Genomic DNA, 25,773 nt, shown 5'->3' with positions numbered 1-25,773 from the left:
GCGTTGCTCTCGGCCGGGGAGCTTTCTTCTCGAAGGCCCGTGAGGCTTTGCATCCGAGTGGCGTTCACCGGATCCTCAGGCTGCCCAATCCTGGCTTGCGACCCCAGTCCGTGCCGCCGTGCACGCATCCCGGCGCGGGACGGTCGCTGCGGGATGCGTGGCGATAGAGGCGGGGCGGAATGATGGCCCCGACCGGAAATGCCTCACGCTTTGGCCCGACGACAGTGCGCTACCCGCCACAGGGGCATGCGCCGGGCGCGCGCCCTCACATGCGCTGGTTGAGGGCGTAGGCGGGCGTGCGGAAGGTGAAGGTGGGCACGTCGGCCACGGCGGTCCCGCTGAAGCTGGACTTCAGGCCAAAGCTGGCATCGCGCGAGAAGGCCATGGCCACCACCGCATTGGGCGCTGACATGAAGGACGTGAAGACCCGAAGCTCCGGCGGCCGCAGATAAAGCTCGGTGGACAGGCTCGGCGACAGGAACAGGCGGCCGAAGGCGATGGCCTGGGGCGCGCGGGCGCGATCGCGCGGGCGCCGGGCGCCGGTAGCGTGGGCCGTCGCCTGCGGGCTGGCCTGAAGGCTTGCGGCGCCGCGTCCGGCCAGGGGCGCGGGGCCAAACACATCGCTCGTGGCCGCATAGCCGAGAAGCTCGCGCGAGCCGCCTTCGCTGCCGCGGGTGATGATGGCGGGCAGGGGGGCGGCGGCCATCTGGGTGCGCGCCTGCGCCTCGCTGGGCCGGCGCTGGGGCAGGGGGGCGACCAGCGCGGCGGCGGCCACCTGCTGGGTGGCGATGACGCCGGCCGCGACCTCGGCCGGCCGCGCCACGGGCAGCGGCGTCGCCTGGGCTACGCGCGCGGGGGCCGAACGCTGGGCGGGCGCGCTCTCCTCGTCGCGGCTGCCGGAGGCATCCGCCACGGCGGTTTCAGGCGCGTTCTCCTCGTCCTCCACATCCTTCTTGCCGAAGAAGCCGGAGAAGAAATTCTTCATGCCCTTGCCGGAATCGGCGGAAGCGACGGCGACGCCCGCATTGGAGCCGCGCGAGCGGATTTCCGCCAGCGCCTCGGCATAATGGGCCATGGGCCGCCCGTCGGTGGGCACATGGACGGTCTTGCCATCGGGGAAGACGCGGGCGAGCTGGTCGCGGGTCATGCGCGGCCAGTGGCGGACGTTGCCGGTGTCCATGTGCACGAAGGGCGAGCCGGAGGTGGGGTAAAAGCCCACGCCGCCGCGCTGGAGCCGCAGGCCGGCCACGCGCAGGTCCACCAGCTTCACGCCGGGAATGTAGAAGTCCATGGCCTTGCCCAGCATGTGCTGGGAGAATTTGGCGACGCCCCGGCTGCGCGAGCGCAGCATGGCGTTGGTCTCCGGCGAGCGGAAGGCGCTGACGATCTGGATGGGCGCGCTCGCGTCCGTTTCCCGATAGACCTCCCAGACCACGTCGAAGAGGTGGGGGTCCATCTTGGTGGCCTTGTCATTGCGCCAGTCGCGCAAGAACACGTTCATCTTTTCCAGCACCGCGGGGTCGTAGCGGCCATCCTTCTTGAAGGTGAAGGTGCCGGTTTCTCCGCGATGGGTGTGATGGAGGGTGAGGGTGCGGGTGTCGCCATTGGCGACGGCGTTCTGGAGCGAGGTCGACCCGCACACCAGGAGCGTCACACCGATGGCGGAGGCGCGCAGGACGCGCGCGCCGCGCCGGAAGGGACGGGGGAGGATCGACGCGGCGGTCGATGCGAAGTTCCTGGCCAATGTCGCGAACCCGAGGCTCTGGTTTCAGTGACGCCGCGGATGACCGCGACGCGAAGCTAACGGAGTCTTGCCGGGTTCGGTTAAGGGTGAATTGACACCCGCTCCCCCCAACGCATGGCACACGAGTTGGTCACACTCTCGTGACCGCTCACACAACCGTGACTAGCGGGGGAGTATGGCGAAAACGTGCTGGAAGCTGGCGCGGGGCTGTGGCGAAAAAGCCATAGGCAAGTAACGCTGATGATTCAATGGCCTGCCGCGGTGCGGCAATTTGGCTCTCTGGTCGGTTGCGCCCGATATTCCAGCAGTCGCGTACCGCTGGAGAAAGCGCATCCCTGACAATCGGATAGCGGTAGATGCGGCGCCGCCGCCCGGTGGGGCGGCGGATGTGTCTGGAAAAATAAAGGCCGGTGGCAGGCCCATGCGCGCGGGCTAGCCGCGCGGATGGGGCTGTGCAGCACGAATCAGCGACGGGCGGAGGAGGCGTTGCCCTCGGCGAGGCGGCGCCGTGCGGTGTCGAGGCCAAGGCGCGACTTCACTTCGGCATTGATGCCGTAGATGTCGTCGCGGGTTTCGATGCGTCCGGCGTCGTTCACGAACGTGGTGAAATAGACGACGTGCACCGGAATGCGCTGCTTGAGCGTGACATAGCGCTCCTTGCCGCCGAACATCTTGCCGATGCGCTGGGCGCTCCAGCTCTCACCCGGCAGGCCGATATTGAACAGCACCTCGCCGAACTCCAGCGGGTCCTGCACCCGCATGCAACCGTGGCTGAAGGCACGCTCGTCCCGCGAGAACAGGGACTTGGAGGGGGTGTCGTGCAGGTACACCGAGTGGTCGTTCGGGAACATGAACTTGATGCGGCCAAGGGCATTCCGCTCGCCGGGCGACTGGCGGAAGGTGTAGCCGCCAGAGCCATTGCGCACCACCTCGATTCCGCGCCGTGAAAGTGCGTCGGGGTCGGAGCGCAGTAGCGGCATCATCTCCTTGCGGGCGATGGAGGGCGGGATGTTCCAGGCCGGGTTCACCACCGCATAGCGCATGTCCTGGGTGAGCAGGGGCGTGGGCGTTTCCTTCTTGCCCACCACGATGCGCGTCTCGTGAATCACCTTGTCGCCCTCATGGATGCGGGCAAGGTATTCGGGGATGTTGACCCAGACGTAATAGGCGCCCAGATCGCGCGGCAGCCAGCGCCAGCGCTCCATATTGGCGATCAGTTCGGCCTTCATGTCGGCGCTGGGGGTGGCGACCACGGCACGGTTGAGGGCGGTCAGCGTGCCAGCTCCCACCACGCCCGTGGGCTTCAGCCGCGCGCTCACCTGGAACGCCTTCACGGCGTCCACGAGGGCGGGGTCATAGCTGAGGTTTCCCGGCGCGCCGGAAAGCCCCAGGCGCGCGCGCAAGGCCGGTACGCGGGGATCGCTGTCGCCCGGCTTCATCAGGCCGCCGGCGGGGATCATGACCTGGCTGGCGTCACGCGGGCGATCCACCACCGCAAGCCGCGCCTTCAGTGCCTTGTAGCCCGTATGGGGCGGGTTGAAGGCGGCCAGGGTGGCGTTGGCGTCGCGAGCCTCCGCCAGGGTGGCGAGAATGGCTGCGGGATCGGGAATTTCGCGGGTGGGCGTCACCAGGTCCGAAATGCGGCTGGGCTCGAAGCGGCCGGACTGGGCATGGCGGGCATAGGTCAGGGCCGCCACGGCAAGGCGCAGCTCCGCCTGGGCGAGGGCCGCCGCATCGGCGCCGCGCGGCGGAAGGGCAACGGCATAGTCGGCGGGGTCAAGGCCATCCTCGGCGGCGGCATGCAGCCGCGCCAGCACGGCCGCGCCACGCGCGTTCACCCCACGCTCGTCCACGAACACGGGCAGGCCCTGGCGGGCGCCATAGAAAGCGGAGAGTGCCTCCGCCTCCTTCTTGGTGGAGCCGAGGCCGCCCGGCTGGGCGATCTGCATGGCGACCGCCTCCGCCACCGGAGCCAGCGGCCCCTGGATGGGCGCGGCGGCCACGGGAGCTGCAGCGGGGCCCTCAGCCGGCATGGTCCCAGCGGCCGGGCTGGTCGCGGCGGTGGAAGCCAGAGCCGTCACGGGCGCGGCGTTGGCGCGGGCCGCCGGGGAAGCGGCAGCCGGCGCCGTGGGCACGGGTGCGGCAACGGTGGAGGGGGCTTGCGCCTGGATGGGCGCCTGCTGCGCGGATGAGGCGGGAGGCACCGGGCCGCGAGCCGCCGCCTGGGCGGGTTGCGCTGAAGCGGGCGTCGTTGAGCTGGCAGGCGCAGCGACGGCTTGCGCGGCGCCAGGCTGTGCCGGAGCCGCCTGCTCCCGAGCGGCTTGGCCCGGAGTCACTTGGGTTGGAGCCGTTTGGGCCGGAGTCACTTGGGCCGGAGTCACTTGGGTTGGAGCAGCCTGCGCAGTGGCGCCCTGCGTCGACGCGGGCTGCACCGCTGTGGCCGGCCGAGCCGCGGCCTGTGCCGGAACCGCCTGAACGGGATTCGGCTGCCCCGTGTTCGCTTGTCCCTTGTTCGCCTGCATTGTGTTTACGTGCGCGGGCGCCGCCTGCGCCTGGCCCTCGGGAACAGCGCGGGCCGCATCGCTGGCGGCGGGCGTCGCCGCGTTGGCATGCGTGGTCGCGGGAGCCACTTCCGGTCGCCCGTTCGAGGCGGCCGCCGGGTTTGTGGGAGCTGGTACGGCGCGAGCTTCTCCATTGCCGGCGGCATCGATGCCGCTGGCTTGCGTCCGGCTCGCGGGACGGGTCGCCGCCTCACCATTGCCCGCCGCGTCGACCCCGCCCGCGATGGGGGCGGGGAGTGGGGGATCGGCGGTGCCCATACCGGCATGGGTGGTGACGGGAGCAGAGGGACGCGGACCGTTCAGCAGGGCGCGGGCGGATGCCGCCGCCGGCGACAGGCCCGGCGCGGTGTCGGCGGGACCGGCTTCGGCCGCCGGCAGCCAGGACAGGGCCAGAGCGAGGCTGAGCACGCTGACCCCAAGCACACGGGCGAAAGACCGATCCATCGCTGAGGCCTTCATGACGCCGCTGCGTCCCGTGCTGGGCATTGAATGCCCGATGGCCCTGACCCCCATGGTCCTCTCCTCGCCGCTATACCCCTGCTTGGTGCCGTGCCGAAGGTTTCCAATCAACTCACAAGCGCGAGCTGCCGGGCCTTTTCGTGAGCTTGTCACTCGGCCGCAACAATCTGGGCTGCAATTGGTTCCGAATGGTGCGGCGGCTCGCGTCCCTCAGGAACGGCAAGGCCGAGCCGCGAAAGCTTGCGGTAAAGGGTGGAGCGGCCGATGCCGAGCCGGCGCGCCACTTCCGTGAGCCGTCCGCCGTAATGGGTGCAGGCGTAGCGGATGGCCTTTTCCTCGATCTCCTCCAGCGGGCGCACATGGCCGCCATGGTCGACCCAGGGGGGTGTCGAGGATTGGGGCGCCGAGGATTGGGCTGCCGAAGCCAGCGTGCCCGGACGGGCGCCGAAGCCCGCCGGAACCGGCCATTCACCCACCATCGCCAGACGCGCAGGCGCCGCGGGGGCGGGCGCCACTGGCAGGCGCTCCACTGGCAGGCGCTCCGCCGTGTCGCCCTCCACTGTCTTGTGAGCGCCGCCGAGGGCGATGGCATTTGCGAGGGCCACCTGCAGGCGCAGCGCCCCGGCCGGCTTCACCACGAAGTCGCGCGCCCCGGCGCGGATGGCGGAGGCCGCCATGTCGATGCTTTCCGCCGTCACCGCGGCCACCACCGGCACGCACAGGCCGCGCGCCTTCATGGCGCCCAGCAGGCCCATTCCGTCGAGCTCGGGCAGCACGAGATCCAGGAGCACCACATCGAACGCCATGCGCTCCATGAGGGCCAGGGCCTCGTCTCCGTCGCGGGCGTGGGTGGCCTCATACCCCATCAGGGCCACGGCCGATTCGAGGCGGCGGGCTTCCACGGGGTCGTCTTCGACCAGCAGCAGCAAGGGTTTCATGGGATTCCGGCGTGGTGCGAACATCGGCCAGCTTGGTCGGTGATGGTTAAGCAAGTCTGAGCTTCACGCATTCGTGTGCCGCTGCGGCGCCTGCCGGTGGCGCGGGTGGGGTGGCGCGGCCCGCTTGCGGCGCCCCGCCATTGAGGCGATCGTGGGAGGCGAGCTATGACGGTGCCGATTGCACCCGCCCCGATTTTCCCGGAGGTTCCATGTTGCTTCACTCCCGCCCCGCCGACCTGCCGTTCCTTTCCGCGCCCGCCGGGGCCGGCTTCGGGATGGTCCATGGGGTGACCGCCGGCGCCGCCGCCGTTTCCGAATCGCTGCCCGAATGGAACCTCGCCGATCTCTACCCGGCCATGGACGCGCCGGAGCTGGAGGGGGACCTCATCAAGGCGGACATCGAGTGCAAGGCATTCGAGGAGGCCTACAAGGGCAAGCTCGCCACTCTGCTCGCGGCCGCCGATGCCGGCCCCGCCCTGGGCGCCGCGGTGAAGCGCTATGAGGAGATCGACGATCTCATCGGCCGAATCGCCTCCTATGGCAGCCTGATTTATGCGGGCGACACCTCCGATCCCGCCCGCGCCAAGTTCTATGGCGACATCCAGGAGCGGCTGACCGACGCCTCCACCCACCTCCTGTTCTTCACGCTGGAGCTGAACCGGCTGGACGACAAGGCGCTGGAAGCCGCCATGGCCGACCCGGCGCTGGGCCACTACCGGCCGTGGGTCGAGGACCTGCGCAAGGACAAGCCCTACCAGCTCGATGACAAGATCGAGCAGCTGTTCCACGAGAAGTCGAACCCCTCCCGCTCCGCCTGGAGCCGGCTGTTCGACGAGACCATGGCCTCCCTGCGCTTCTCCGTGAACGGGCAGGAGCTGGCCATCGAGCCGGCCTTGAACCTGATGCAGGATTCCAAGGAGGAGGTGCGCCGCGCCGCCGGCCAGGGGCTGGCCGAGACCTTCTCCAAGAATCTGCGCCTGTTCAGCCTCATCACCAACACGCTGGCCAAGGACAAGGAAATTTCCGACCGCTGGCGCGGCTTCCCCGATGTCGCCTCCTCCCGCCACCTGGCCAACCGGGTGGAAAAGGAGGTGGTGGACGCCATGGTGGAGGCCATCCGCGCCGCCTATCCGCGCCTGTCGCACCGCTATTACGCGCTGAAGGCCCGCTGGTTCGGCAAGGACAAGCTGGAGTTCTGGGACCGCAACGCGCCACTGCCCAAGGTGGAAACCCGCGACATCGGCTGGCACGAGGCCAAGGACACGGTGCTGTCCGCTTATGGCGCCTTCTCGCCGAAGATGGCCGAGATCGCCGGCGTGTTCTTCGAGAAGAGCTGGATCGACGCGCCGGTGCGGCCGGGCAAGTCGCCGGGCGCCTTCGCCCATCCCACCGTGCCGTCCGCGCATCCGTTCGTGCTGCTCAATTACCAAGGCAAGCCGCGCGATGTGATGACGCTGGCCCATGAGCTGGGCCATGGCGTGCACCAGGTGCTGGCCGCCCGCCAGGGCGCGCTGATGGCGCCGACCCCGCTGACCCTGGCGGAAACCGCCTCGGTGTTCGGCGAGATGCTCACCTTCCGCCGGCTGCTGGACAAGGCGGAGACGCCCCAGGCCCGCAGGATCATGCTGGCCCAGAAGGTGGAGGACATGATCAATACGGTGGTTCGCCAGACCGCCTTCTACACGTTCGAGCGCCACGTCCACACCGAGCGCCGCAAGGGCGAATTGACCTCCGACGCCATCGGCGAGCTGTGGATGAAGGTGCAGAGCGAAAGCCTGGGCCCGGCCATCAATCTCGGCGCCGGCTACGAGACCTTCTGGACCTACATCCCCCACTTCATCCACTCGCCCTTCTATGTCTACGCCTATGCCTTCGGCGATTGCCTCGTGAACTCGCTCTATGCGGTCTACGAGAAGGCGTCGGATGGCTTTGCCGAGCGCTATCTGCAGATGCTGTCGGCGGGCGGCACCAAGCACCATTCGGAGCTTCTGGCCCCGTTCGGGCTCGATGCGCGCCATCCGGCCTTCTGGCAGACCGGCCTTTCGCTCATCGACCGGATGATCACCGAGCTCGAGGGCATGGAGGCCGCCTGATCGCGGCCGGAACCGGCGGCCCTCCGCCCCGGCCTGTCCCCTGCCTCTTCCGCCGGCCGCGCGCCGGGGGCGGGCGGGGGGCTCCGCCCGGGCGGCGGACCGAGGGCGATTCGGGGGCAAAGGTGGCGCCGCGCCACAGACCTTTACAACTCCTCAACCCTGTCGCCTTAAGCCTTGATTCATGAAGCAGCGAACCGGCCCGCTCCTGTGCGCCCTGGTCATCGGCCTTGCCGGGCCGGTGGGGCCGGCCCATGGGCAGGAGCCGTCGCCGCCGGTGGCGCCCGCGCCGCTGCGGCCGTCCGGCGCGCGCCCATCCGCCGGGGTGCCGCTGCCCCCGGCCTCGCCCGTGCGGCAGGGGCTGGACACGGAGGCGCTCAAGGCCGACGTGAAGGGCAATGAAGAGTTCCAGAAGCGCCTTGCCGCCGAGCTGGAAGCCGCCAAGGGCGACCGCGCCAAGCTCAACGCATTGCTGATCGAGACCGCCAACCGCTCGCGCGCCGTGGAGCAGCAGCTCATTGACGTGGAGGGCCGCATTGGCGCCCTCGACAAGACTGCGACGGAGCTTTCCGCCTCCCTGGCCAAGCAGCGCGGCGTGCTGGCGGAAGTGCTGGCGGCGCTGCTGCGCATGGGCCGCAACCCGCCGCCCGCGCTGCTGATGCGTCCCGACGATGCCCTTGATGCGGTGCGCTCCGCCATTCTGCTGGGCTCGCTTCTGCCCGAAATGCGTGTGGAGGCGGAAACCCTGGCCGCCGATCTCTCGGAGCTGGTGCGGGTGCGCGGCGAGCTCGGCAGCGCCCGGGAAAGTCTCGCCAAGCTCAAGGTGGCCTTGGACCAGGACCGCAAGCGCCTCGCAGCCCTGGTGGGGGAGCGCCAGCGGCGCCAGGCGGAAGCCAGCCCAGTGCCGCCGGGGGAAAAGACGCAGGTTGATTCGCTGGCCCGCGGCTCCACCGATGTGCACGATCTCGTGACCCGCATGGAGACGGAGGCGCCGCCGGCCGCCCGAGCTGCGGATGCCGCGCGCGCCTTGCCGGAGCCCGCCACCACCACCAAGGCGGACCTTGCCGCCTTGCAGAACCCGGCGCGCATCGCGCCCGCCATTCCTTTCGCGGATGCCAAAGGCTTGCTGCCGTTGCCGGTGGCCGGGGTAAGGATGCGTGATTTCGGAGCGGCTGACGACGTGGGCGCGGCCGCCAAGGGCATCAGCATCGCCACCCGCGCCGGTGCCCCGGTGACCGCGCCGGCGGACGGCTGGGTGGTCTATGCCGGGCCCTTTCGCAGTTATGGCCAACTCTTGATCATCAACGCGGGCGGCGGATACCATATCTTGATGGCAGGTATGGAGAAGATCACAGTGGATCTCGGCCAGTTCGTCCTCGCGGGCGAGCCGGTGGCGGTCATGGGCGGCCTTGCGCGCGCAAGCGCGGCGGATGCGACTTCAGGTTCCTCCCTTGGCACAGCCTCGGGACAGCCCCAATTGTATGTTGAATTCCGCAAGGACGGAGTCTCCATCGATCCTGCCCCGTGGTGGGCGGCAACGGACAGTCAGAAGGTGCGCGGATAATGCGTCGGACATCCCTATTTCTCTTCGGCGTGGCGGCCGGCGCGCTGGTGGCTGTCGCCGCGGTTCAGCCGCGCGCGATCCTCGGCACGGCGGCGGAAGCAGCCTCCTCGGACACGTATCGCCAGCTGAACCTGTTCGGCGACGTGTTCGAGCGCGTGCGCTCCGACTATGTGGAGAAGCCGGAGGACTCGAAGCTGATCGAGTCGGCCATCAATGGCATGCTCCAGTCGCTCGACCCCCATTCCTCCTACATGGACGCGAAGAATCACCGCGACATGCAGGTGCAGACCAAGGGTGAGTTCGGCGGCCTCGGCATCGAGGTGACCATGGAAGACGGCCTGGTGAAGGTCGTCGCCCCCATGGAGGACACCCCCGCCGCCAAGGCTGGCGTGCTCGCGGGCGACCTCATCACCAAGCTCAATGGCGAGCAGGTGCAGGGCCTGACCCTGAACGAGGCGGTGGACAAGATGCGCGGCGCCGTGGGCACGCCCATCACCCTCACCATCGTCCGCAAGGGCGCGGATAAGCCCATCGACGTGAAGGTCACGCGCGACACCATCAAGATCAAGGTGGTCCGCTCGCGGGTGGAGTCCGGCGACATCGCCTATATCCGCGTCAACTCGTTCAACGAGCAGACCTATGACGGCCTGAAGAAGGCCATCGACGACCTCACGGCCGAGATCGGTCCCGACAAGATCAAGGGCTATATCCTGGATCTGCGGAACAATCCCGGCGGCCTGCTGGATCAGGCCATCGCCGTGTCCGACGCCTTCCTGGATCGTGGCGAGATCGTCTCCACCCGCGGCCGCAATCCCGAGGAAACCCAGCGCTTCAACGCGCGCGGCGGCGACCTCACCAAGGGCAAGCCGGTGATCGTGCTGGTGAATGGCGGCTCGGCCTCGGCCTCGGAAATCGTGGCCGGCGCCCTGCAGGACCAGAAGCGGGCCACGGTGCTCGGCTCGCGCAGCTTCGGCAAGGGGTCGGTGCAGACCATCATTCCCCTGGGGCAGAATGGCGCACTGCGGCTGACCACCGCGCGCTACTACACGCCGTCGGGCCGCTCCATCCAGGCCAAGGGCATCGAGCCCGATATCGTCCTGGTGCAGGACATGCCCGATGACGTGAAGGCCAAGCTGGGCGCTTCCGGCGACCCCACGCGCGGCGAGGCTTCGCTGAAGGGCCACCTCAAGAATGGCGAGGACGAGCAGGCCGGTTCGCCTTCCTACGTGCCGCCGGACCCGAAGGACGACACCCAGCTGAAGCTCGCCGTCGAGCTCATGCAGGGCACGGTGAAGAACGCCGCCTTCCCGGCGACGCCGAACAAGACGACGCAGGCGAACTGAGCCCAAGGGGTCCACTTTCCCCTGCCGAAAAATGGTGCAGACCAGCGTCCCCGCTCAATCTTTGCGCGGGGACGTTTTCGTAATCGGCCCAGCGCTGCATTCGTGCAACGGTTGCGCGCCGCCCGCGCCGAAGGCCCTGCGGAAAATTCTGAGCCGCCTTCCCGATTTTCTTTCATTCATGCGGCTTCCGGAGGTGCTGCGGCGCACTCGCTCCGAGGCGTCCTGCGCCCTGTGGTGGGTGTCCGCTACAGCCTGCGGTGCCCCTGCTCGGGCACCGTGATGCTCCCGGTGCGGCAATGCGGCCTATGCGCCATCCTCCGGTCATGTTGCCGCCTTGATCTGCCTGTGTTAGGCAACCCGGGATTTCGAGGGTGGGGTTTCGCCCGCTGGCGAGATCGCACTATCAATATTCCCAACAGATCAAGGGTTTGGGTCGAAGCCGGGGCATTCTGCCCAGGGGCGGCCGCAAGTCCGAGAGAGGTGCGGGTGGCGGATACGATCGTGTCAGGCATGGCGGGGCGCTACGCGACCGCGCTGTTCGAACTGGCGGATGAAGCCGGCGCCATTGATTCCGTGAAAACGGATCTCGATCGCCTGTCGGCCCTCATTGCCGAAAGTGCGGATCTGGCGCGGCTGGTGAAGAGTCCTGTCTTCACGGCCGACGTGCAGCTTTCCGCCATGACCGCGGTTTTGCAGAAGGCCGAAATCGGCGGCCTCGCGGGCAACTTTGTGAAGCTCGTGGTGCAGAATCGCCGGCTGTTTGCGCTTCAGCAGATGATTGCCGCCTTCAGTGCCCTGGTCGCCGTGAAGCGCGGCGAGACCACGGCGCAGGTGACGGTGGCGCAGCCCTTGAGCGACGCGCATCTCGCCGAGCTGAAGGATGCGCTGGCCAAGAAGACCGGCAAGGACGTGCAGCTCGACGTCACCGTCGACCCGTCCATCCTCGGTGGTCTCGTCGTGAAGCTCGGCTCTCGCATGGTCGATGCTTCGCTGAAGACCAAACTCAATTCTATCCGGCATGCGATGAAAGAGGTCCGCTGATGGACATTCGAGCCGCTGAAATCTCCGCCATCCTCAAGGAGCAGATCCAGAACTTCGGCCAGGAGGCTGAGGTCTCCGAGGTCGGGCAGGTTCTCTCCGTCGGCGACGGCATCGCCCGCGTCTATGGCCTCGACAATGTCCAGGCCGGCGAGATGGTCGAGTTCGAGAACGGCACGCGCGGCATGGCGCTGAACCTCGAGCTCGACAATGTCGGTATCGTGATCTTCGGCTCCGACCGTGAGATCAAGGAAGGCCAGACCGTCAAGCGCACCGGCGCCATCGTCGACGCTCCCGTCGGTAAAGGGCTGCTCGGTCGCGTCGTGGACGCCCTCGGCAACCCGATCGACGGCAAGGGCCCCATCGAATACACCGAGCGTCGCCGCGTCGACGTGAAGGCCCCTGGCATCATTCCGCGCAAGTCCGTGCATGAGCCCATGCAGACCGGCCTCAAGGCCATTGACGCCCTGATCCCGATCGGCCGTGGTCAGCGCGAGCTCATCATCGGCGACCGCCAGACCGGCAAGACCGCCGTGGCGCTCGACTCGATCCTGAATCAGAAGCCCATCAACCAGGGCAACGACGAGAAGGCCAAGCTCTACTGCGTGTATGTCGCAGTGGGCCAGAAGCGTTCCACCGTCGCGCAGTTCGTGAAGGTGCTGGAAGAGCAGGGCGCGCTCGAATATTCCATCGTCGTCGCCGCCACCGCTTCCGACGCTGCTCCCATGCAGTTCCTGGCGCCGTTCACCGGCACGGCCATGGGCGAGTTCTTCCGCGACAACGGCATGCATGCCCTGATCATCCACGACGACCTGTCCAAGCAGGCCGTGGCTTATCGTCAGATGTCGCTGCTGCTGCGTCGTCCCCCGGGCCGCGAAGCGTATCCCGGCGACGTGTTCTACCTGCACTCCCGCCTGCTTGAGCGCGCCGCGAAGCTCAACGACGCCAACGGCTCCGGCTCTCTCACCGCACTGCCGGTCATCGAGACCCAGGCCAACGACGTGTCGGCCTACATTCCGACCAACGTGATCTCGATCACCGACGGTCAGATCTTCCTCGAGTCCGACCTGTTCTACCAGGGCATTCGCCCGGCGGTGAACGTCGGCCTGTCGGTGTCGCGCGTGGGCTCCTCTGCCCAGATCAAGGCGATGAAGCAGGTGGCGGGCAAGATTAAGGGCGACCTCGCCCAGTATCGCGAGCTGGCGGCCTTTGCCCAGTTCGGCTCGGACCTGGACGCCTCGACCCAGAAGCTGCTGAATCGCGGCGCGCGCCTCACCGAGCTCCTGAAGCAGAGCCAGTTCTCGCCCCTCAAGGTGGAAGAGCAGGTGGCGGTGATCTTCGCCGGCACCAACGGCTACCTCGACCCGCTGCCGGTCTCCAAGGTCCGCGAGTTCGAGCAGGGGCTGCTTCTGGCCCTGCGCTCCGAGCATCCGGAGATCCTCGAGGCCATCCGCACTTCCAAGGAACTGTCCAAGGACACCGCAGAGAAGCTGACGAAGGCGCTCGACGCCTTTGCCAAGAGCTTCGCCTGATCGGCTCTTGATAGTTCCTCGAACCTGACGGACGGGCGCGATGGCGAGTCTGAAGGACCTTAAAAACCGCATCGCCTCGGTGAAGGCGACGCAGAAGATCACCAAGGCGATGCAAATGGTCGCCGCGGCGAAGCTGCGTCGCGCTCAGCAGGCGGCGGAAGCCGCGCGGCCTTACGCCGAGCGCATGGAAACGGTGCTGGGCAACCTTGCCGCCGGCATCGTCGGTAACTCCCAGGCGCCGGTGCTGCTGGCCGGCACGGGGCACACCCAGACGCATCTGCTGCTGGTGTGCACTGGCGAACGCGGCTTGTGCGGCGCCTTCAACAGCTCGATCGTGCGCCTGGCGCGCGAACGGGCGCAGCTGCTGCTGGCGGAAGGCAAGGATGTGAAAATCCTCTGCGTCGGCCGCAAGGGCGCCGACCAGCTCCGCCGGGTCTATCCCGACCACATCATCGATGTGGTCGACCTGCGCGCCGTGCGCAACATCGGCTTCAAGGAAGCGAATGACATCGCCTCCAAGGTGCTGAAGATGCTGTACGCCGGCTCGTTCGACGTCTGCACGCTCTTCTATTCCAACTTCAAGAGCGTGATCCAGCAGGTGCCGACGGCCCAGCAGCTGATCCCCGCGACCTTCCCCGAGCGTGACACCACCGAGGCGGGGCCGGTCTATGAATACGAGCCCACGGAAGAAGAGATCCTCGCCGATCTCCTGCCGCGCAATATCGCCGTGCAGATCTTCCGCGCGCTGCTGGAGAATCAGGCGTCCTTCTATGGCGCGCAGATGAGCGCCATGGACAACGCCACCCGCAATGCGGGCGAAATGATCAAGAAGCAGACGCTCACCTACAACCGCACCCGCCAGGCCATGATCACGAAGGAACTCATCGAGATCATCTCTGGCGCCGAGGCCGTCTGACGCCTCGCGACCGAAGATACGAAGGACGACGAATATGGCGAACAAGGTCGGACGCATCACCCAGGTCATCGGCGCCGTCGTCGACGTGCAGTTCGACGACCATCTGCCGGCGATTCTCAACGCGCTGGAGACCACCAATCAGGGCAACCGCCTGGTTCTTGAGGTTGCCCAGCACCTTGGCGAGAACACCGTGCGCACCATCGCCATGGACGCCACCGAGGGTCTCGTGCGCGGCGCCGCGGTGGAAGACACCGGGGAACCGATCCAGGTTCCGGTGGGCGATGGCACGCTGGGTCGTATCATGAACGTCATCGGCGAGCCGGTGGACGAGGTGGGGCCCATCTCCTTCGAGCAGAAGCGCGGCATTCACCAGCCGGCTCCTTCTTATGCGGAGCAGGCCACCGAGGCGGAGATCCTGGTCACCGGCATCAAGGTCGTCGACCTGCTGGCGCCTTACGCGAAGGGCGGCAAGATCGGCCTGTTCGGCGGCGCCGGCGTGGGCAAGACCGTGCTCATCATGGAGCTCATCAACAACGTTGCGAAGGCGCACGGCGGTTACTCCGTGTTCGCCGGCGTCGGTGAGCGTACCCGTGAGGGCAACGATCTCTACCATGAGATGATCGAGTCCAACGTGAACAAGGACCCCAAGGAGCATGGTGGCTCCGCGGCCGGCTCCAAGTGCGCGCTGGTGTATGGCCAGATGAACGAGCCTCCGGGTGCCCGCGCCCGCGTCGCGCTCACCGGCCTGACCGTCGCAGAGCACTTCCGTGACCAGGGTCAGGACGTGCTGTTCTTCGTGGACAACATCTTCCGCTTCACGCAGGCTGGTTCGGAAGTGTCGGCCCTTCTCGGCCGTATTCCTTCGGCGGTGGGTTACCAGCCGACCCTGGCCACCGACATGGGCGCCCTGCAGGAGCGTATCACCACCACCACCAAGGGTTCGATCACCTCGGTGCAGGCCATTTACGTGCCGGCCGACGACCTGACCGACCCGGCGCCGGCGACCTCCTTCACCCATCTGGACGCGACCACCGTTCTGTCGCGCTCCATCGCGGAGAAGGGCATCTACCCGGCGGTGGATCCGCTCGACTCGACCTCGCGCATGCTGTCGCCGACCATCCTCGGCGAAGAGCACTACAACACCGCCCGCCAGGTGCAGCAGACCCTGCAGCGCTACAAGTCGCTTCAGGACATCATCGCGATCCTGGGCATGGATGAGCTTTCCGAAGAGGACAAGCTCACCGTGGCGCGCGCCCGCAAGATCGAGCGCTTCCTGTCTCAGCCGTTCCACGTGGCCGAGGTGTTCACCGGTTCGCCGGGCAAGCTCGTCGACCTCAAGGACACCATCGCGGGCTTCAAGGGCCTGGTGGAAGGCAAGTACGACTACCTGCCGGAGCAGGCTTTCTACATGGTCGGCTCGATGGAAGAAGCCATCGAGAAGGGCAAGAAGCTGGCTGCCGAAGCGGCGTGATGTGCGCGGCACTCCGCCCGCGAGGGTGGAGTGCCGATGCAAGATGCGCAGGAGTGGGACCGGTCGGCGGCGCCGCTCCGGAACTGCGGCGCGGGCGAAGGCGCACGAGGGGCTGGGCCTATACGGGTGACGGCCTTTTCTGGTGTCGGGCTTGGTCCGCTAAGCGGGTTGGCGCGGCGTTTCAGCAGGACTGGAACAGCGCGGAGATTGATCCGGGGCAGGGCGCTGAGCGGCGCGCGTGCCACGCGGGTGTGGGGAGCGGCCCGCCAGGGATGCGCGACCTCCAGAGCGACCGGAGATGAAGGAACCGGAGACGAAGATGGCGAGCTTACCCTTTGAACTGGTTTCGCCCGAGCGCCTGGTGTTCTCCGGCGCGGTGAGCGAAGTGATTGTGCCCGGTGCGGAGGGCGAGTTCGGTGTTCTGGCCGGCCATGCGCCCTTCATCGGCACGCTGAAGGCCGGCATTCTGACCATCAAGTCGGAGGGAGAGCCCAAGCGCTACTTCGTCCGCGGCGGCTTCGCCGAGGTGAATCAGGCGGGTCTGACCGTGCTGGCCGAAGAGGCCAAGCCCGTGGAAGAGATCGATCCCGCACATCTGAGGCAGCAGATTCGGGATGCGAAGGAAGACGTCTCAGACGCGAAGGGCGACGCGGAGCGCCAGCGGGCCGAGCGCCAGCTTGCGGATCTGGAGCAGGTCGCTGAGGCGCTGGAGCGCGGGTTTAAGGCTACTCCTGCTCACTGAGTTGGGCGAAGGTGGGTGTATTTTGAAAAGGCCGGGCCCCCTTGTGCCCGGCCTTTTTTATTTGGCGGGCCAGAGGGGCGCCGCGGCCTTCTTGCGGCTCGGGCGAAGCTTGGCGCGGCGCACGGGAAGCTAGGGCCGCGGTGGAAGCGCGTGGCGGGTTCCTCGGTTAGTGCCGCTTGTCACTCGGGCCCTTCCGGTGGCCGAGCCGACACGGCTTGTTCCGAAACTTGGAAAGCAGGGACGAGCTTCAAGGTGTTGGCCCACGCGTGTAACACGCGAGACGTCCTCCGCATGATGCAACGAGTGATCTGGTGGCTGGATCTGACCGGCGCTTTGCCTGTCTCGCCTTGTGGCGGTAGAGGGTGGGGAGCCGGGAAGTGACTGCCGTTGATCTTCTGCTGTTCGGCAAAGGCAAGGGGATGCCGGGCGCGGGCGGGAGCGAGAGGCGTTTTTGCGGGCCTTGGCGGTACGGATTTGCCGTGAAGTCAACGTGCTCCGCGGCGGCGTTCCCCCGCCTGGGGCCGAGAGGCACCCGGAGAGGGCGGACTCGCGGGCGGTGCGCGCCATTCAATCGAAAATAATAATTGAATGTAGAAATATAACGCGTTGGAGCGATTGATGCCGATCTGTGATGGTCCGCGCACCTACCGAGGACATCATCATGGTTGAGCACACATCCGCAGCCCCCAGCCCGATGGAGCAGCCATCGCGGCGCCATGTGCGGGCCCTGCGGCATCTTCACGAAGGCATCGTTCCGGGGCTCGCGGTCACCTGCGTCATCGCTGCGGCGGCGTATGCGGTGAGGCTGCTTCCCGGGCTGGGAATGCTTAGCCCGCTGGTCATCTCGATCCTCATCGGCATGGCGTACCACAATCTGGTGGGTACACCCCGGGCGGCGACCGCAGGCGTGAAATTCGCGCTCCGGCGGGTGCTGCGTTTCGCCATCGTGCTGCTCGGCCTTCAGTTGACCTTTGCCCAGGTGCGGACCGTGGGTGTGGCGGGCTTCGCCATCGTCGCCATCACGTTGGCGAGCACTTTCTTCATCACGCGGTGGCTTGGCCGGGTGATGGGTGTGGAAGCTAAGCTGGCTGAGCTGATTGCGGCGGGAACGTCGATCTGCGGCGCTTCGGCGGTGATCGCGACCAACACCGTCACCCGTGGGTCGGACGAGGATGTGGCCTATGCCGTGGCGTGCGTCACGGTCTTCGGCTCGCTGTCGATGGTGCTGATGCCGGCGCTGCTGCCCTATACGGGGTTTGATGCTCACGCCTATGGGCTGTGGACCGGTGCTTCGATCCACGAGGTCGCACAGGTGGTGGCGGCCGCGTTCCAGGGGGGGCAGCAGGCGGGTGAGTTCGGAACGGTGGCGAAGCTGTCGCGGGTGATGTTGCTGGCGCCGCTGGTGCTGGGCCTGGGCGCGGTCGCGCTGTGGAAGGCGCGGGGCGATGCCAATGCTCATCACGCCAAGCCGCCGGTGCCGTGGTTCGTGTTCGGCTTCATCGCGATGGTGATGGTGAACAGCACGGGGGTGATTCCCCAAGAGGTGAAGAGCCCGCTCATTACTCTCACCACCTTCCTGCTGGCGGTGGCGCTTGGCGCGATGGGGCTGGAGACGGACATCCGAAAGCTGCGCATGAAGGGGCTGCGGCCTTTGATGCTCGGTGCCGCCGCCTGGCTTTTCATCTCCACGCTGAGCTTTATCCTCATCGCGACTTTCATGAGCTGATGCGATGGGACGATGACGCTGGAACAGTTGCGGGTGTTCACCATGGTGGCCGAGCACCTGCACATGACGCGAGCCGCCGAGCGCCTGCACATGACGCAATCGGCGGTGAGCGCCTCGGTGGCGGCGCTGGAGGCCTCCTGCGGGGTGGCGCTGTTCCACCGGGTGGGCCGGCGCATCGAGCTGACGGATGCTGGCGCGGGCTTCCTGCCGGAGGCCCGCGCCATTCTCGCGCGCGTGGAGGCGGCGCAGACGGTGCTTGCCGATCTGTCGGGCCTGAAGCGCGGCCGCCTCGGCCTCATGGCCAGCCAGACCATTGCCAATTACTGGCTTGGCCCGTTGCTCTACCGCTTCCACAGCCTCTATCCGGAAATTGAGCTTTCGCTGTCCGTGGGGAATACGGCGCAGGTGTCGGCGGCGGTGCTGCAGGGGGAGGCGGATCTCGGCTTCGTGGAAGGCGAGGTCAATGAGGTGCTGCTGGCCAAGAGCGTCATTCCCGGCGACCGGCTGGTGCTGGTGGTGCCGTCGTCCCATCGCTGGGTGGGGCGGGCGCGAATCACCCCGGAAGAATTGCTGGAGCTGCCGTTCGTGTTGCGCGAGCCGGGCTCGGGCACGCGGCAGGTGTTTGAAAGCGCCTTGCTGCGGGCCGGGGTGGCACCGGACCGGCTCAGGGTGACGCTTGAGCTCCCATCCAACGAGGCGGTGCTGAGTGCGGTGATCGCCGGGGCGGGCGCGACGGTGATTTCCGATCTGGTCGCGCGCTCGGAGCTGGCCGCGGGCACCCTGGCGCGGCTGCCCCTGGCGCTGCCGCCCCGCAGCTTCTACGCGCTGCGGCATGCCGATCGCTACCACTCGCGCGCCGCCGCCGCTCTGTTGGAGCTGGCCCGAGCGCCGGCGGTGTGAGGCCGCCCCCGCTCCGCCCATCCTTGGGCGAGGGCCCGCGCGAGCGGAACGCACGGGACGGCGCCGCGCCCGCGCTGTTCCCGCTCCCGCCTAGCCCTTGCGGGAGAGCAGGAACACGGCCTGTTCGCCCAGCAGGTTCCACACCCACCAGGGCATGTTGAAGCGCACTCGGTGGCCCGAGGAGTCCAGGGCCACGGCCCGTTCCATCTTGGCGTCCAGCTCCTCCACCAGGGCCACGAAGTCGCGGATGGTGCAGAAATGGATGTTGGGGGTCTCGTACCAGCGGAAGGGCATGTTCTCCGTCACCGGCATGCGGCCGTTCACCAGCAGGTCGAGACGTGAGCGCCAATGGCCGAAATTGGGGAAGGAGACGATGGCCCGCCGGCCGATGCGCAGCATCTGTTCCAGCACCCAGCGCGGGCGCCGGGTGGCCTGGAGGGTCTGCGAGAGGATGACATAGTCGAACGAATCATCGGGGTAGTGGGCCAGGTCCACGTCTGCGTCGCCCTGGATCACGGCGAGCCCGCGCGCCACGGCGCCATTCACCCCCTCGCGCGAAAGCTCGATGCCGCGCGCGTCGCAGTCGCGCGTGGTGGCCAAAAGCTCCAGCAGCGCGCCGTCCCCCGCGCCAACGTCCAGAACGCGGGAGCCGGGCTTCACCATCTCCGAAACGACCACAAGGTCGACGCGCACGCCCTCGCGGCGCGGCGCGCCGGCGTACGGTGTTTCTTCAGGCAGGGCCATGCTCATCTCCCGCGCGCCGGCGGCAGCCCGAAGGCGCGCGCGGCGCTGTCGAGGAAGCCATGGGCGATGGCGAACAGTTCGGGCTCATCCAGCAGGAAGGCGTCATGGCCCTTGTCGCTCTCGATCTCCGCGAACGAGACGCTGGCGCCGGAGGCGTTCAGCGCATGCACGATGGTGCGCGTCTCGTCGGTGGGGAACAGCCAGTCGGAGGTGAAGGAGGCCAGGCAGAAGCGGGTCTTCGAGCCCTTGAAGGCGTTCGCCAGCACGCCGTCATAGTCGGCGGCGAGGTCGAAATAGTCCATGGCCCGGGTGACATAGAGATAGGAGTTGGCGTCGAAGCGCTGCACGAAGGATTCGCCCTGGTGGCGCAGATAGCTTTCCACCTGGAAGTCGGCATCGAAGCCGAAGGTGGGCATGGCGCGGTCCTGCAGCCGGCGGCCGAACTTACGGTGCAGCGCCTGGTCCGACATGTAGGTGATGTGCGCGGCCATGCGCGCCACGGCAAGGCCCCGATAAGGCATCACCCCTTCCGCCAGATAGTGCCCGCCGCGCCAGTCCGGATCGGCCATCACCGCCTGGCGGCCGACCTCGTGGAAGGCGATGTTCTGGGCCGAATGGCGCGCCGCCGTGGCGATGGGCAGGGCCGAGAACACCCGCTCCGGATAGCTCGCCGCCCATTGCAGCACCTGCATGCCGCCCATGGAGCCGCCGGCCACGCATAGCAGCTTCTCGATGCCCAGATGGTCCAGCAGCATGGCCTGGGCGTTCACCATGTCGCGGATGGTGACGAGCGGCATGTCGAGCCCATAGGGCGCGCCGGTGGCGGGATTGGTGGAGGACGGCCCGGTGGTGCCCATGCAGCCGCCGAGCACATTGGCGCAGATGACGTAGAAACGATCGGTGTCGATGGGCCGGCCCGGCCCCACCATGGTTTCCCACCAGCCCGGCTTGCCGGTTACCGGGTTGAGGCTCGCGGCGTGCTGGTCGCCGGTCAGCGCGTGGCACACCAGCACCGCATTGGTGCGGGCGGCATTGGGCTCGCCATAGGTCTGGTAGGCGATCTGCAGATCGGGCAGCAGCACGCCGGCATCGAGCCGCAGGGGCTTGGAGGGGCCGAAGCGCGCCACCGGGGAGTGCGGATCGTCCGCCTCCTGCCGGGCCCTGGTCTCGACCGCGTCTTCAGCCTGCGGGGCAGAGGCATCCGGGGGGGAGAACGATGTCATGAGCGAACCAAGCGATGCCCGGGCCCCGCTGTCAAGCGGCGCGGACCACGCGGCGGCCCTGATGATTTTTAAACCTTCGTAAAAATGTAAGCCGGCGCGGATAATGAGGCCCGTGGTGATCGCGCGCGGCGCGACGGTTCGCACGACCTCCGTTTTTCCGGACGTTTCCCTTGGCAGCACGCGAGGGCGGCCGGGCGCGGGAGGCCAGGGGCTCTGCGTGCGGTGGGGGAGACCATGAAGGACCCGTTCACGAAGACCATCGGCTATCGGCTCAACCATACGGCACGGCTGCAACGCGCTTTTTCCGCGCGGCTGCTCAGCGACCTCGGCCTGTTTCCGGGCCAGGAATCGGTGCTGAAGCTGTTGTCGGAGCAGGATGGCCGGACCATGGGCGATCTCGCCGCCGCCTTGCGCGTGCGCCCGCCCACCGCCTCCAAGACCATCGCCCGTCTCACCAGCCAGGGTCTGGTGGAGCGCCGCACCACCGACGGTGATGGCCGCCTGGTGCGGGTATTTCTCACCGAGACCGGGCTGGAGCGGGCCTCGGCCATCGATGGTGTGTGGGAGACGCTGGAAAACGAGATGGTGGCCGGGCTCGACGGCAAGGAGCGCAAGCGTCTGCGCAAGCTGCTCCGCAAGGTGGAAAAGAACCTCGCCGAGAAGCTCGGCACCGATGGCGGCGCCGATGACGAGCAGGACGCCGCCGACGATGACGACGACGTCTGAGACCATCGGCCCTGGTTCCCGGGCGGCATCAGGGCGGGCCGTTGTGGGCTCCACGGGGGCGCGACCCAAGGCCGCTGCCGCGCCCGCCCGCTCTTGAGGCCCGGCCGGAGGTGCGCAGGGCCCGGCCGGCATCGGGCGGAACGCAAGACTATGGAGCCTTGCCCTGTAGCCCCCTCTTTGAGCCCCCTCGCGGGGCGTCGCCGAGTGCCGGCATTACCTCATCGCGCAAGCGATGACGCGCGCCGGCAAGAGCAGCACTCGGGGCAAGCCTGCGCAGCACTCGGGGCAAGCCTGCGCAGCACTCGGGGCAAGCCTGCGCGGCACTCGGGCAGGGCTCGCGCGGCGCTGGGGGCAAGCCTGCGCCGTGGTGGGGCGACGTCATCCGCCGTGAAGGCGGACGGCTCGGGATGCGTCAGGGGCTGGGGCCGCCTTGGGGCCGAGCCCGCGTCGCATCGGCCACCTTCGCAATGCAGCGTATCCTCGCTTTGGTCAAAATGGGCCGTATGCTGCCGCCATCGCCTTCCTCGAAGGCCGTGGTGCAAGGGCCGCGACACCTCGGGGGCGCGAGAGCTTGCGTTCCCGTCGCGCGGGGTGGCCCGCCTGCGGCCGGGGAATGCCGCAAGCCCTGACGTTAACGCATTTTCCGGACGCAAGCCGGTATCCGGTTCGTCCGAACATGCCTCCAGGATCCGACGCCATCATGCCCGCCCCACGCCTGCTCGTCGTCGAAGGAAACACCGCCGAAGCCCGCGCCCGCCAGATCCATTTCGGAGGTCAGGCCGCGAGCGAGGGCTATGCCCAGCTGCTGCGCGAGCTGGCCCCCGGCGCCACCGTGGACATCTGCTATCCGGCCGATCCCGGCGCCAACCTGCCCGACAGCGCGGGGCTGGAGGGGTATGACGGCATCGCCATCACCGGCTCGTCGCTCAACATCTATCATGGCGGGCCGGAGGTGGAGCAGCAGCTCGACCTTATCCGCGCCGCCTTCGCTACCGGAGTGCCGCTGTTCGGCAGCTGCTGGGGCCTGCAATTGCTCGCGGTTGCGGCGGGTGGCAGCGTGCGGCTCAATCCGCGCGGGCGGGAGGTGGGCTTTGGCCGCCGTATCCGCCAGACCACCCATGGCCAGGGCCACGCCATGTTCGCCGACAAGCCCCTGGTGTTCGAGGCCATGACCGTGCACCTGGACGAGGTGGAAGCCCTGCCCGAAGGAGCGCGGCTGCTGGCCACCAACGACCATTCCCAGGTGCAGGCGGCGGAGTTCACGGCCGGCCTGTCCACCTGCTGGGCGGTGCAGTACCACCCCGAATATCCCTTCCGCGAGATGGCGGCCATCTTCCGCCGCCTGCGGCCCTCCCTGGTGGCGGAAGGCTTCTTTTCCGATGAGGAGGAGGAGGCTGCCTTCATTGCCGACCTGGAGCATTTTGAGCGCGAGCCCGGCAACAAGGCCCTGGCGTGGCGCTGCGGCATCGATGGGGCGGTGATCTCCAAGGACAAGCGGACGGTCGAAATCCGCAACTGGGTCGAGCGCCTGGTGCTGCCCACCCGCGCCGCCCGCGCCCGGGGCTGAGCGCCGGGAGAGGGGGCGGGTGCCTTATTCCTCCTCCGCCTCGAAATGCTCCATGAAGGCGGCCACGCGCCGGTCCACCCTCACGTCGGAACCGCGAATGGGGCGCACCAAGGACAGGCCCTCGATGGAGCGGGCGCGGGAAAGGGCCACATAGGCCTGCCCCGGCGCGAAGGCGCCTTCACCGAAATCGATGCGCACGTCGTCCAGGGTCAGGCCCTGGGCCTTGTGCATGGTCAGCGCCCAGGCGGGGGCCAGGGGAAGCTGGGTATAGGTGCCCACCACCTGCGCCTCGATGCGACCGGTGCGCTCGTCCCACCCATAGCGGATGCGCTCCCAGGTGAAGGCGTCCACCTCCACGGTCGGGCCGGCATCCAGCTTCACCAGGGCGCTGGAAAGGCCGAGGCCCACCACCGTGCCCACCGAGCCATTGACCCAGCGCCGGGCCGGATCGTTGCGCAGCGCCATCACCCGGGCGCCGCGCTTCAGGACCAGCTTTTCCGCCACCGGCAGGCGATCACCCTCCAGGCCGAACTCGCCCTTCAGCAAGCCGGAAAATTCCCGCCCGCTGTCCTGCAGGGCGGCGAGGCCGCGCGCGTTATAGGCATCGGCGCGGGCATTGGTGGGGGTCAAAAGAACCGGCAGCGCGCCCTCGCGATGAGGCCGCACGCAGGCTTCGTTGAGCGCCTCCGCCGCCTCCCGTGCGCCGCGCCCGCGCCGGAGCGCATCCAGCATGGAGATGAAGCCGCGGTCGGTCTGCCGGTGCACATGGGTGAACGGCACGCCGGTCGTGGCGAGGTCCGCCAATGCCTTGGCGTGGAAGGCGAAGGGGCCTTCATAGCCCATGCGCTCCAGCATCTCCTGCTCGGCCATGGGCACCACGGGCGGAAGCTGCAGAAAGTCGCCCACCAGCACCATCTGCACGCCGCCGAAGGGCTCGGAATTGTCGCGGGCGATGCGCAGGGAGATGTCCACGGCGTCGAGCAAATCGGCCCGCACCATGGAGATCTCGTCGATGATGACGCGGTCGAGCTTCTTCAGCAGCCGGCGCACCTGCACGCGCGGCTTCACCTCGTCGGGGTTCAGCAGGCGCGGCGGGATGCCGAAGAAGGAATGGATGGTCTGCCCGCCGACCTGCAGCGCCGCCACCCCGGTTGGGGCAAGGAACACCTGCCGCCCCATGGGCGCCTTGCGCAGCTCATGCAGGAAGGTGGTCTTGCCCGTGCCGGCGCCGCCCAGCACCATGAGGGTGGGCGCGCGCGCAGTGATGGCGGCCAGCGCCCGCCCCGACTGGCCGCCGGGATCGGCAAGGGGCGCTGGCGGGGGCGCAGGCCGTGTCGCGGGCGGGGGGCCGCCTTGTCCGGCCTCGCTCACGAGATGAGGCCGGCCTCGCGGGCGAGGTCGATGAGGTTGCGCTGCGGCCGGGCGCCGAGCTGGGTGATGATCTCGCCCGCCGCCAGGGCGCCGATGCGCAGGCTGGTGGCCGGGTCGAGCCCGCGCGTGTCGCCGGCCAGGAAGCCGGCGGCGAACAGGTCGCCGGCGCCGGTGGTGTCCACCACCCGTTCCACCGGCACGGCGGGCACGCTCACCACCGCCCCGGCGGTGAGGAAGGAGGCGCCCTTCTCCGAGCGGGTCACGACGGCTTCCTTGGCGTCCTTGCGCAGGGCGACGAGGGCGGTATCGAAATCGGCGGTTTCGTAAAGGGACTTCAGCTCTGCCTCGTTGCAGAAGGTGAGGTCCACCGTGCCGGAGCGGATCAGCTCCAGGAACTCGGCGCGGTACCGGTCCACGCAGAAGGAGTCGGAGAGGGTGAGGGCGACCTTGCGGCCGGCGCCATGGGCGATCTTCGCGGCGGCGAGGAAGGCTTCCTTGGCCGCCGGCGGATCCCACAGATAGCCTTCCAGATAGGTGACGGCGGCGCTTTCCACCATCTCCTTCTGGATGTCGGCGGGGGTGAGGTCCTGGGCGGCGCCCAGGAAGGTGTTCATGGTGCGCTCACCGTCGGGCGTCACCAGGATGAGGCAGCGGGCGGTGGCGGCGCCATTGGCGGCGGCGGGCGTGGCATAGGCGACGCCGGCGGCGCGGATGTCGTGGCCGAACACGGTGCCCAGCCCATCATCCTTCACCTTGCCGATGAAGCCGGCGCGGGCGCCCAGCGCCGCAACACCCACGGCGGTGTTGGCGGCCGAGCCACCGGAAATCTCGGTGCCGGGCCCCATGGCGCCGTAGATCGCCTCCGCCCGCGGCTCGTCGATCAGCGCCATGCCGCCCTTGTTCATGTCGTGGGTGGCCAGGAAGTCATCCTCTGCCCGCGCGAGCACGTCGACGATGGCGTTACCGATGGCGAGAACATCGAGCTTGGAAGCAGACACGGTCGGCAATCTCCGGAAAAGCGTCGCGGAGCGGTAGCATCGGCGCGGGGTGATGCGCAATGCGGAGCGTTAACCCTCTTGCCAGCGCGACGGCCTTCAAGGGAGCCTCCGGGGGTGTCG

General features: G+C 68.0%; 19 protein-coding genes. 12 read left to right on the top strand and 7 right to left on the bottom strand.

Annotated elements, in window-relative coordinates; translation table 11 throughout:
• Positions 1-265 precede the first annotated feature (265 nt).
• The 3 genes from V5F26_RS01410 to V5F26_RS01400 form a co-directional block, all read right to left on the bottom strand.
• A complete protein-coding gene (locus tag V5F26_RS01410; RefSeq protein WP_394946750.1) occupies positions 266-1,744 on the bottom strand; it encodes a peptidoglycan L,D-endopeptidase MepK in 1,479 nt (492 codons plus the stop codon).
• Positions 1,745-2,208: 464 nt separating this feature from the next.
• Positions 2,209-3,948, bottom strand: coding sequence for a L,D-transpeptidase family protein (locus tag V5F26_RS01405; RefSeq protein ID WP_394946749.1), 1,740 nt, complete (start codon positions 3,946-3,948; stop codon positions 2,209-2,211).
• Between the two features lie 965 nt (positions 3,949-4,913).
• Positions 4,914-5,702 (bottom strand): response regulator, encoded by a 789-nt coding sequence (locus tag V5F26_RS01400; RefSeq protein WP_394946748.1) that lies wholly within the window; start codon positions 5,700-5,702, stop codon positions 4,914-4,916.
• Positions 5,703-5,977: 275 nt separating this feature from the next.
• Here V5F26_RS01400 and V5F26_RS01395 point away from each other — a divergent pair, with 275 nt between their 5' ends.
• From V5F26_RS01395 to V5F26_RS01350, 10 genes are all read left to right on the top strand, one after another.
• Positions 5,978-7,795 (top strand): M3 family oligoendopeptidase, encoded by a 1,818-nt coding sequence (locus tag V5F26_RS01395; protein WP_394946821.1) that lies wholly within the window; start codon positions 5,978-5,980, stop codon positions 7,793-7,795.
• A gap of 181 nt (positions 7,796-7,976) precedes the next feature.
• Complete coding sequence (locus V5F26_RS01390) at positions 7,977-9,356, top strand: murein hydrolase activator EnvC family protein (protein WP_394946747.1); 1,380 nt, start codon at positions 7,977-7,979, stop codon at positions 9,354-9,356.
• On the top strand, positions 9,353-10,699 hold the full coding sequence (locus V5F26_RS01385) for a S41 family peptidase (protein WP_234051307.1): 1,347 nt from the start codon (positions 9,353-9,355) through the stop codon (positions 10,697-10,699). Before V5F26_RS01390 ends, V5F26_RS01385 begins: the two co-directional genes overlap by 4 nt.
• 480 nt (positions 10,700-11,179) lie before the next feature.
• Positions 11,180-11,740 carry a F0F1 ATP synthase subunit delta gene (locus tag V5F26_RS01380; RefSeq protein ID WP_370640654.1) on the top strand — a complete coding sequence of 187 codons (561 nt, stop codon included), beginning with the start codon at positions 11,180-11,182 and terminating at the stop codon, positions 11,738-11,740.
• Positions 11,740-13,269: a F0F1 ATP synthase subunit alpha gene (gene atpA / locus V5F26_RS01375; RefSeq protein ID WP_234051079.1), complete on the top strand. Its 1,530-nt coding sequence runs from the start codon at positions 11,740-11,742 to the stop codon at positions 13,267-13,269. Before V5F26_RS01380 ends, atpA begins: the two co-directional genes overlap by 1 nt.
• 40 nt (positions 13,270-13,309) lie before the next feature.
• Entirely contained in the window at positions 13,310-14,185 is an 876-nt protein-coding gene (locus V5F26_RS01370; protein WP_234051078.1) for a F0F1 ATP synthase subunit gamma, read from the top strand.
• A 34-nt stretch (positions 14,186-14,219) separates the two neighbouring features.
• Positions 14,220-15,656 carry a F0F1 ATP synthase subunit beta gene (atpD, locus tag V5F26_RS01365; RefSeq protein ID WP_234051077.1) on the top strand — a complete coding sequence of 479 codons (1,437 nt, stop codon included), beginning with the start codon at positions 14,220-14,222 and terminating at the stop codon, positions 15,654-15,656.
• A gap of 319 nt (positions 15,657-15,975) precedes the next feature.
• Positions 15,976-16,398, top strand: a complete 423-nt coding sequence (locus V5F26_RS01360) for a F0F1 ATP synthase subunit epsilon (protein WP_234051076.1) — start codon at positions 15,976-15,978, stop codon at positions 16,396-16,398.
• A gap of 631 nt (positions 16,399-17,029) precedes the next feature.
• Positions 17,030-18,124 carry a YeiH family protein gene (locus V5F26_RS01355; protein WP_394946820.1) on the top strand — a complete coding sequence of 365 codons (1,095 nt, stop codon included), beginning with the start codon at positions 17,030-17,032 and terminating at the stop codon, positions 18,122-18,124.
• Between the two features lie 12 nt (positions 18,125-18,136).
• Entirely contained in the window at positions 18,137-19,024 is an 888-nt protein-coding gene (locus tag V5F26_RS01350; protein ID WP_394056011.1) for a LysR family transcriptional regulator, read from the top strand.
• A 90-nt stretch (positions 19,025-19,114) separates the two neighbouring features.
• Here the strand turns inward: V5F26_RS01350 and metW are convergent, their stop codons facing one another.
• Positions 19,115-19,768: a methionine biosynthesis protein MetW gene (metW, locus tag V5F26_RS01345; RefSeq protein WP_394056013.1), complete on the bottom strand. Its 654-nt coding sequence runs from the start codon at positions 19,766-19,768 to the stop codon at positions 19,115-19,117.
• 2 nt (positions 19,769-19,770) lie between these two features.
• Positions 19,771-20,991: a homoserine O-acetyltransferase MetX gene (gene metX / locus V5F26_RS01340; RefSeq protein ID WP_394056015.1), complete on the bottom strand. Its 1,221-nt coding sequence runs from the start codon at positions 20,989-20,991 to the stop codon at positions 19,771-19,773.
• A gap of 234 nt (positions 20,992-21,225) precedes the next feature.
• On the opposite strand from metX, the gene V5F26_RS01335 reads away from it, so the two are divergent.
• Both V5F26_RS01335 and V5F26_RS01330 read left to right on the top strand, forming a co-directional pair.
• Entirely contained in the window at positions 21,226-21,717 is a 492-nt protein-coding gene (locus V5F26_RS01335) for a MarR family winged helix-turn-helix transcriptional regulator (RefSeq protein WP_234051072.1), read from the top strand.
• A 700-nt stretch (positions 21,718-22,417) separates the two neighbouring features.
• Positions 22,418-23,284: a type 1 glutamine amidotransferase gene (locus V5F26_RS01330; RefSeq protein WP_394946746.1), complete on the top strand. Its 867-nt coding sequence runs from the start codon at positions 22,418-22,420 to the stop codon at positions 23,282-23,284.
• Between the two features lie 24 nt (positions 23,285-23,308).
• Here V5F26_RS01330 and V5F26_RS01325 read toward each other — a convergent pair whose 3' ends face one another.
• The gene (locus V5F26_RS01325; protein WP_394946745.1) at positions 23,309-24,655 is read right to left on the bottom strand and encodes an ATP-dependent DNA helicase; all 1,347 of its coding nucleotides are present in this window, start codon (positions 24,653-24,655) and stop codon (positions 23,309-23,311) included.
• Entirely contained in the window at positions 24,652-25,653 is a 1,002-nt protein-coding gene (locus V5F26_RS01320; protein WP_394946744.1) for an adenosine kinase, read from the bottom strand. Before V5F26_RS01320 ends, V5F26_RS01325 begins: the two co-directional genes overlap by 4 nt.
• Between the last annotated feature and the right edge of the window lie 120 nt (positions 25,654-25,773).

This window comes from Xanthobacter variabilis, from assembly GCF_043831965.2.
Lineage (GTDB): Bacteria > Pseudomonadota > Alphaproteobacteria > Rhizobiales > Xanthobacteraceae > Xanthobacter.
Note: the sequence above shows the minus strand (reverse complement) of the source record. Positions and strands in the feature narration are given on the sequence as shown.

Bases quoted from the DNA above. Each gene is read 5' to 3' on its own strand.
- V5F26_RS01400 (WP_394946748.1), bottom strand. From the start codon at position 5,702: ATGAAACCCTTGCTGCTGCTGGTCGAAGACGACCCCGTGGAAGCCCGC.
- V5F26_RS01395 (WP_394946821.1), top strand. From the start codon at position 5,978: ATGGTCCATGGGGTGACCGCCGGCGCCGCCGCCGTTTCCGAATCGCTG.
- V5F26_RS01390 (WP_394946747.1), top strand. From the start codon at position 7,977: ATGAAGCAGCGAACCGGCCCGCTCCTGTGCGCCCTGGTCATCGGCCTT.
- atpA (WP_234051079.1), top strand. From the start codon at position 11,740: ATGGACATTCGAGCCGCTGAAATCTCCGCCATCCTCAAGGAGCAGATC.
- V5F26_RS01370 (WP_234051078.1), top strand. From the start codon at position 13,310: ATGGCGAGTCTGAAGGACCTTAAAAACCGCATCGCCTCGGTGAAGGCG.
- atpD (WP_234051077.1), top strand. From the start codon at position 14,220: ATGGCGAACAAGGTCGGACGCATCACCCAGGTCATCGGCGCCGTCGTC.
- V5F26_RS01360 (WP_234051076.1), top strand. From the start codon at position 15,976: ATGGCGAGCTTACCCTTTGAACTGGTTTCGCCCGAGCGCCTGGTGTTC.
- V5F26_RS01355 (WP_394946820.1), top strand. From the start codon at position 17,030: ATGGTCCGCGCACCTACCGAGGACATCATCATGGTTGAGCACACATCC.
- V5F26_RS01350 (WP_394056011.1), top strand. From the start codon at position 18,137: ATGACGCTGGAACAGTTGCGGGTGTTCACCATGGTGGCCGAGCACCTG.
- metW (WP_394056013.1), bottom strand. From the start codon at position 19,768: ATGGCCCTGCCTGAAGAAACACCGTACGCCGGCGCGCCGCGCCGCGAG.
- metX (WP_394056015.1), bottom strand. From the start codon at position 20,991: ATGACATCGTTCTCCCCCCCGGATGCCTCTGCCCCGCAGGCTGAAGAC.
- V5F26_RS01335 (WP_234051072.1), top strand. From the start codon at position 21,226: ATGAAGGACCCGTTCACGAAGACCATCGGCTATCGGCTCAACCATACG.
- V5F26_RS01330 (WP_394946746.1), top strand. From the start codon at position 22,418: ATGCCCGCCCCACGCCTGCTCGTCGTCGAAGGAAACACCGCCGAAGCC.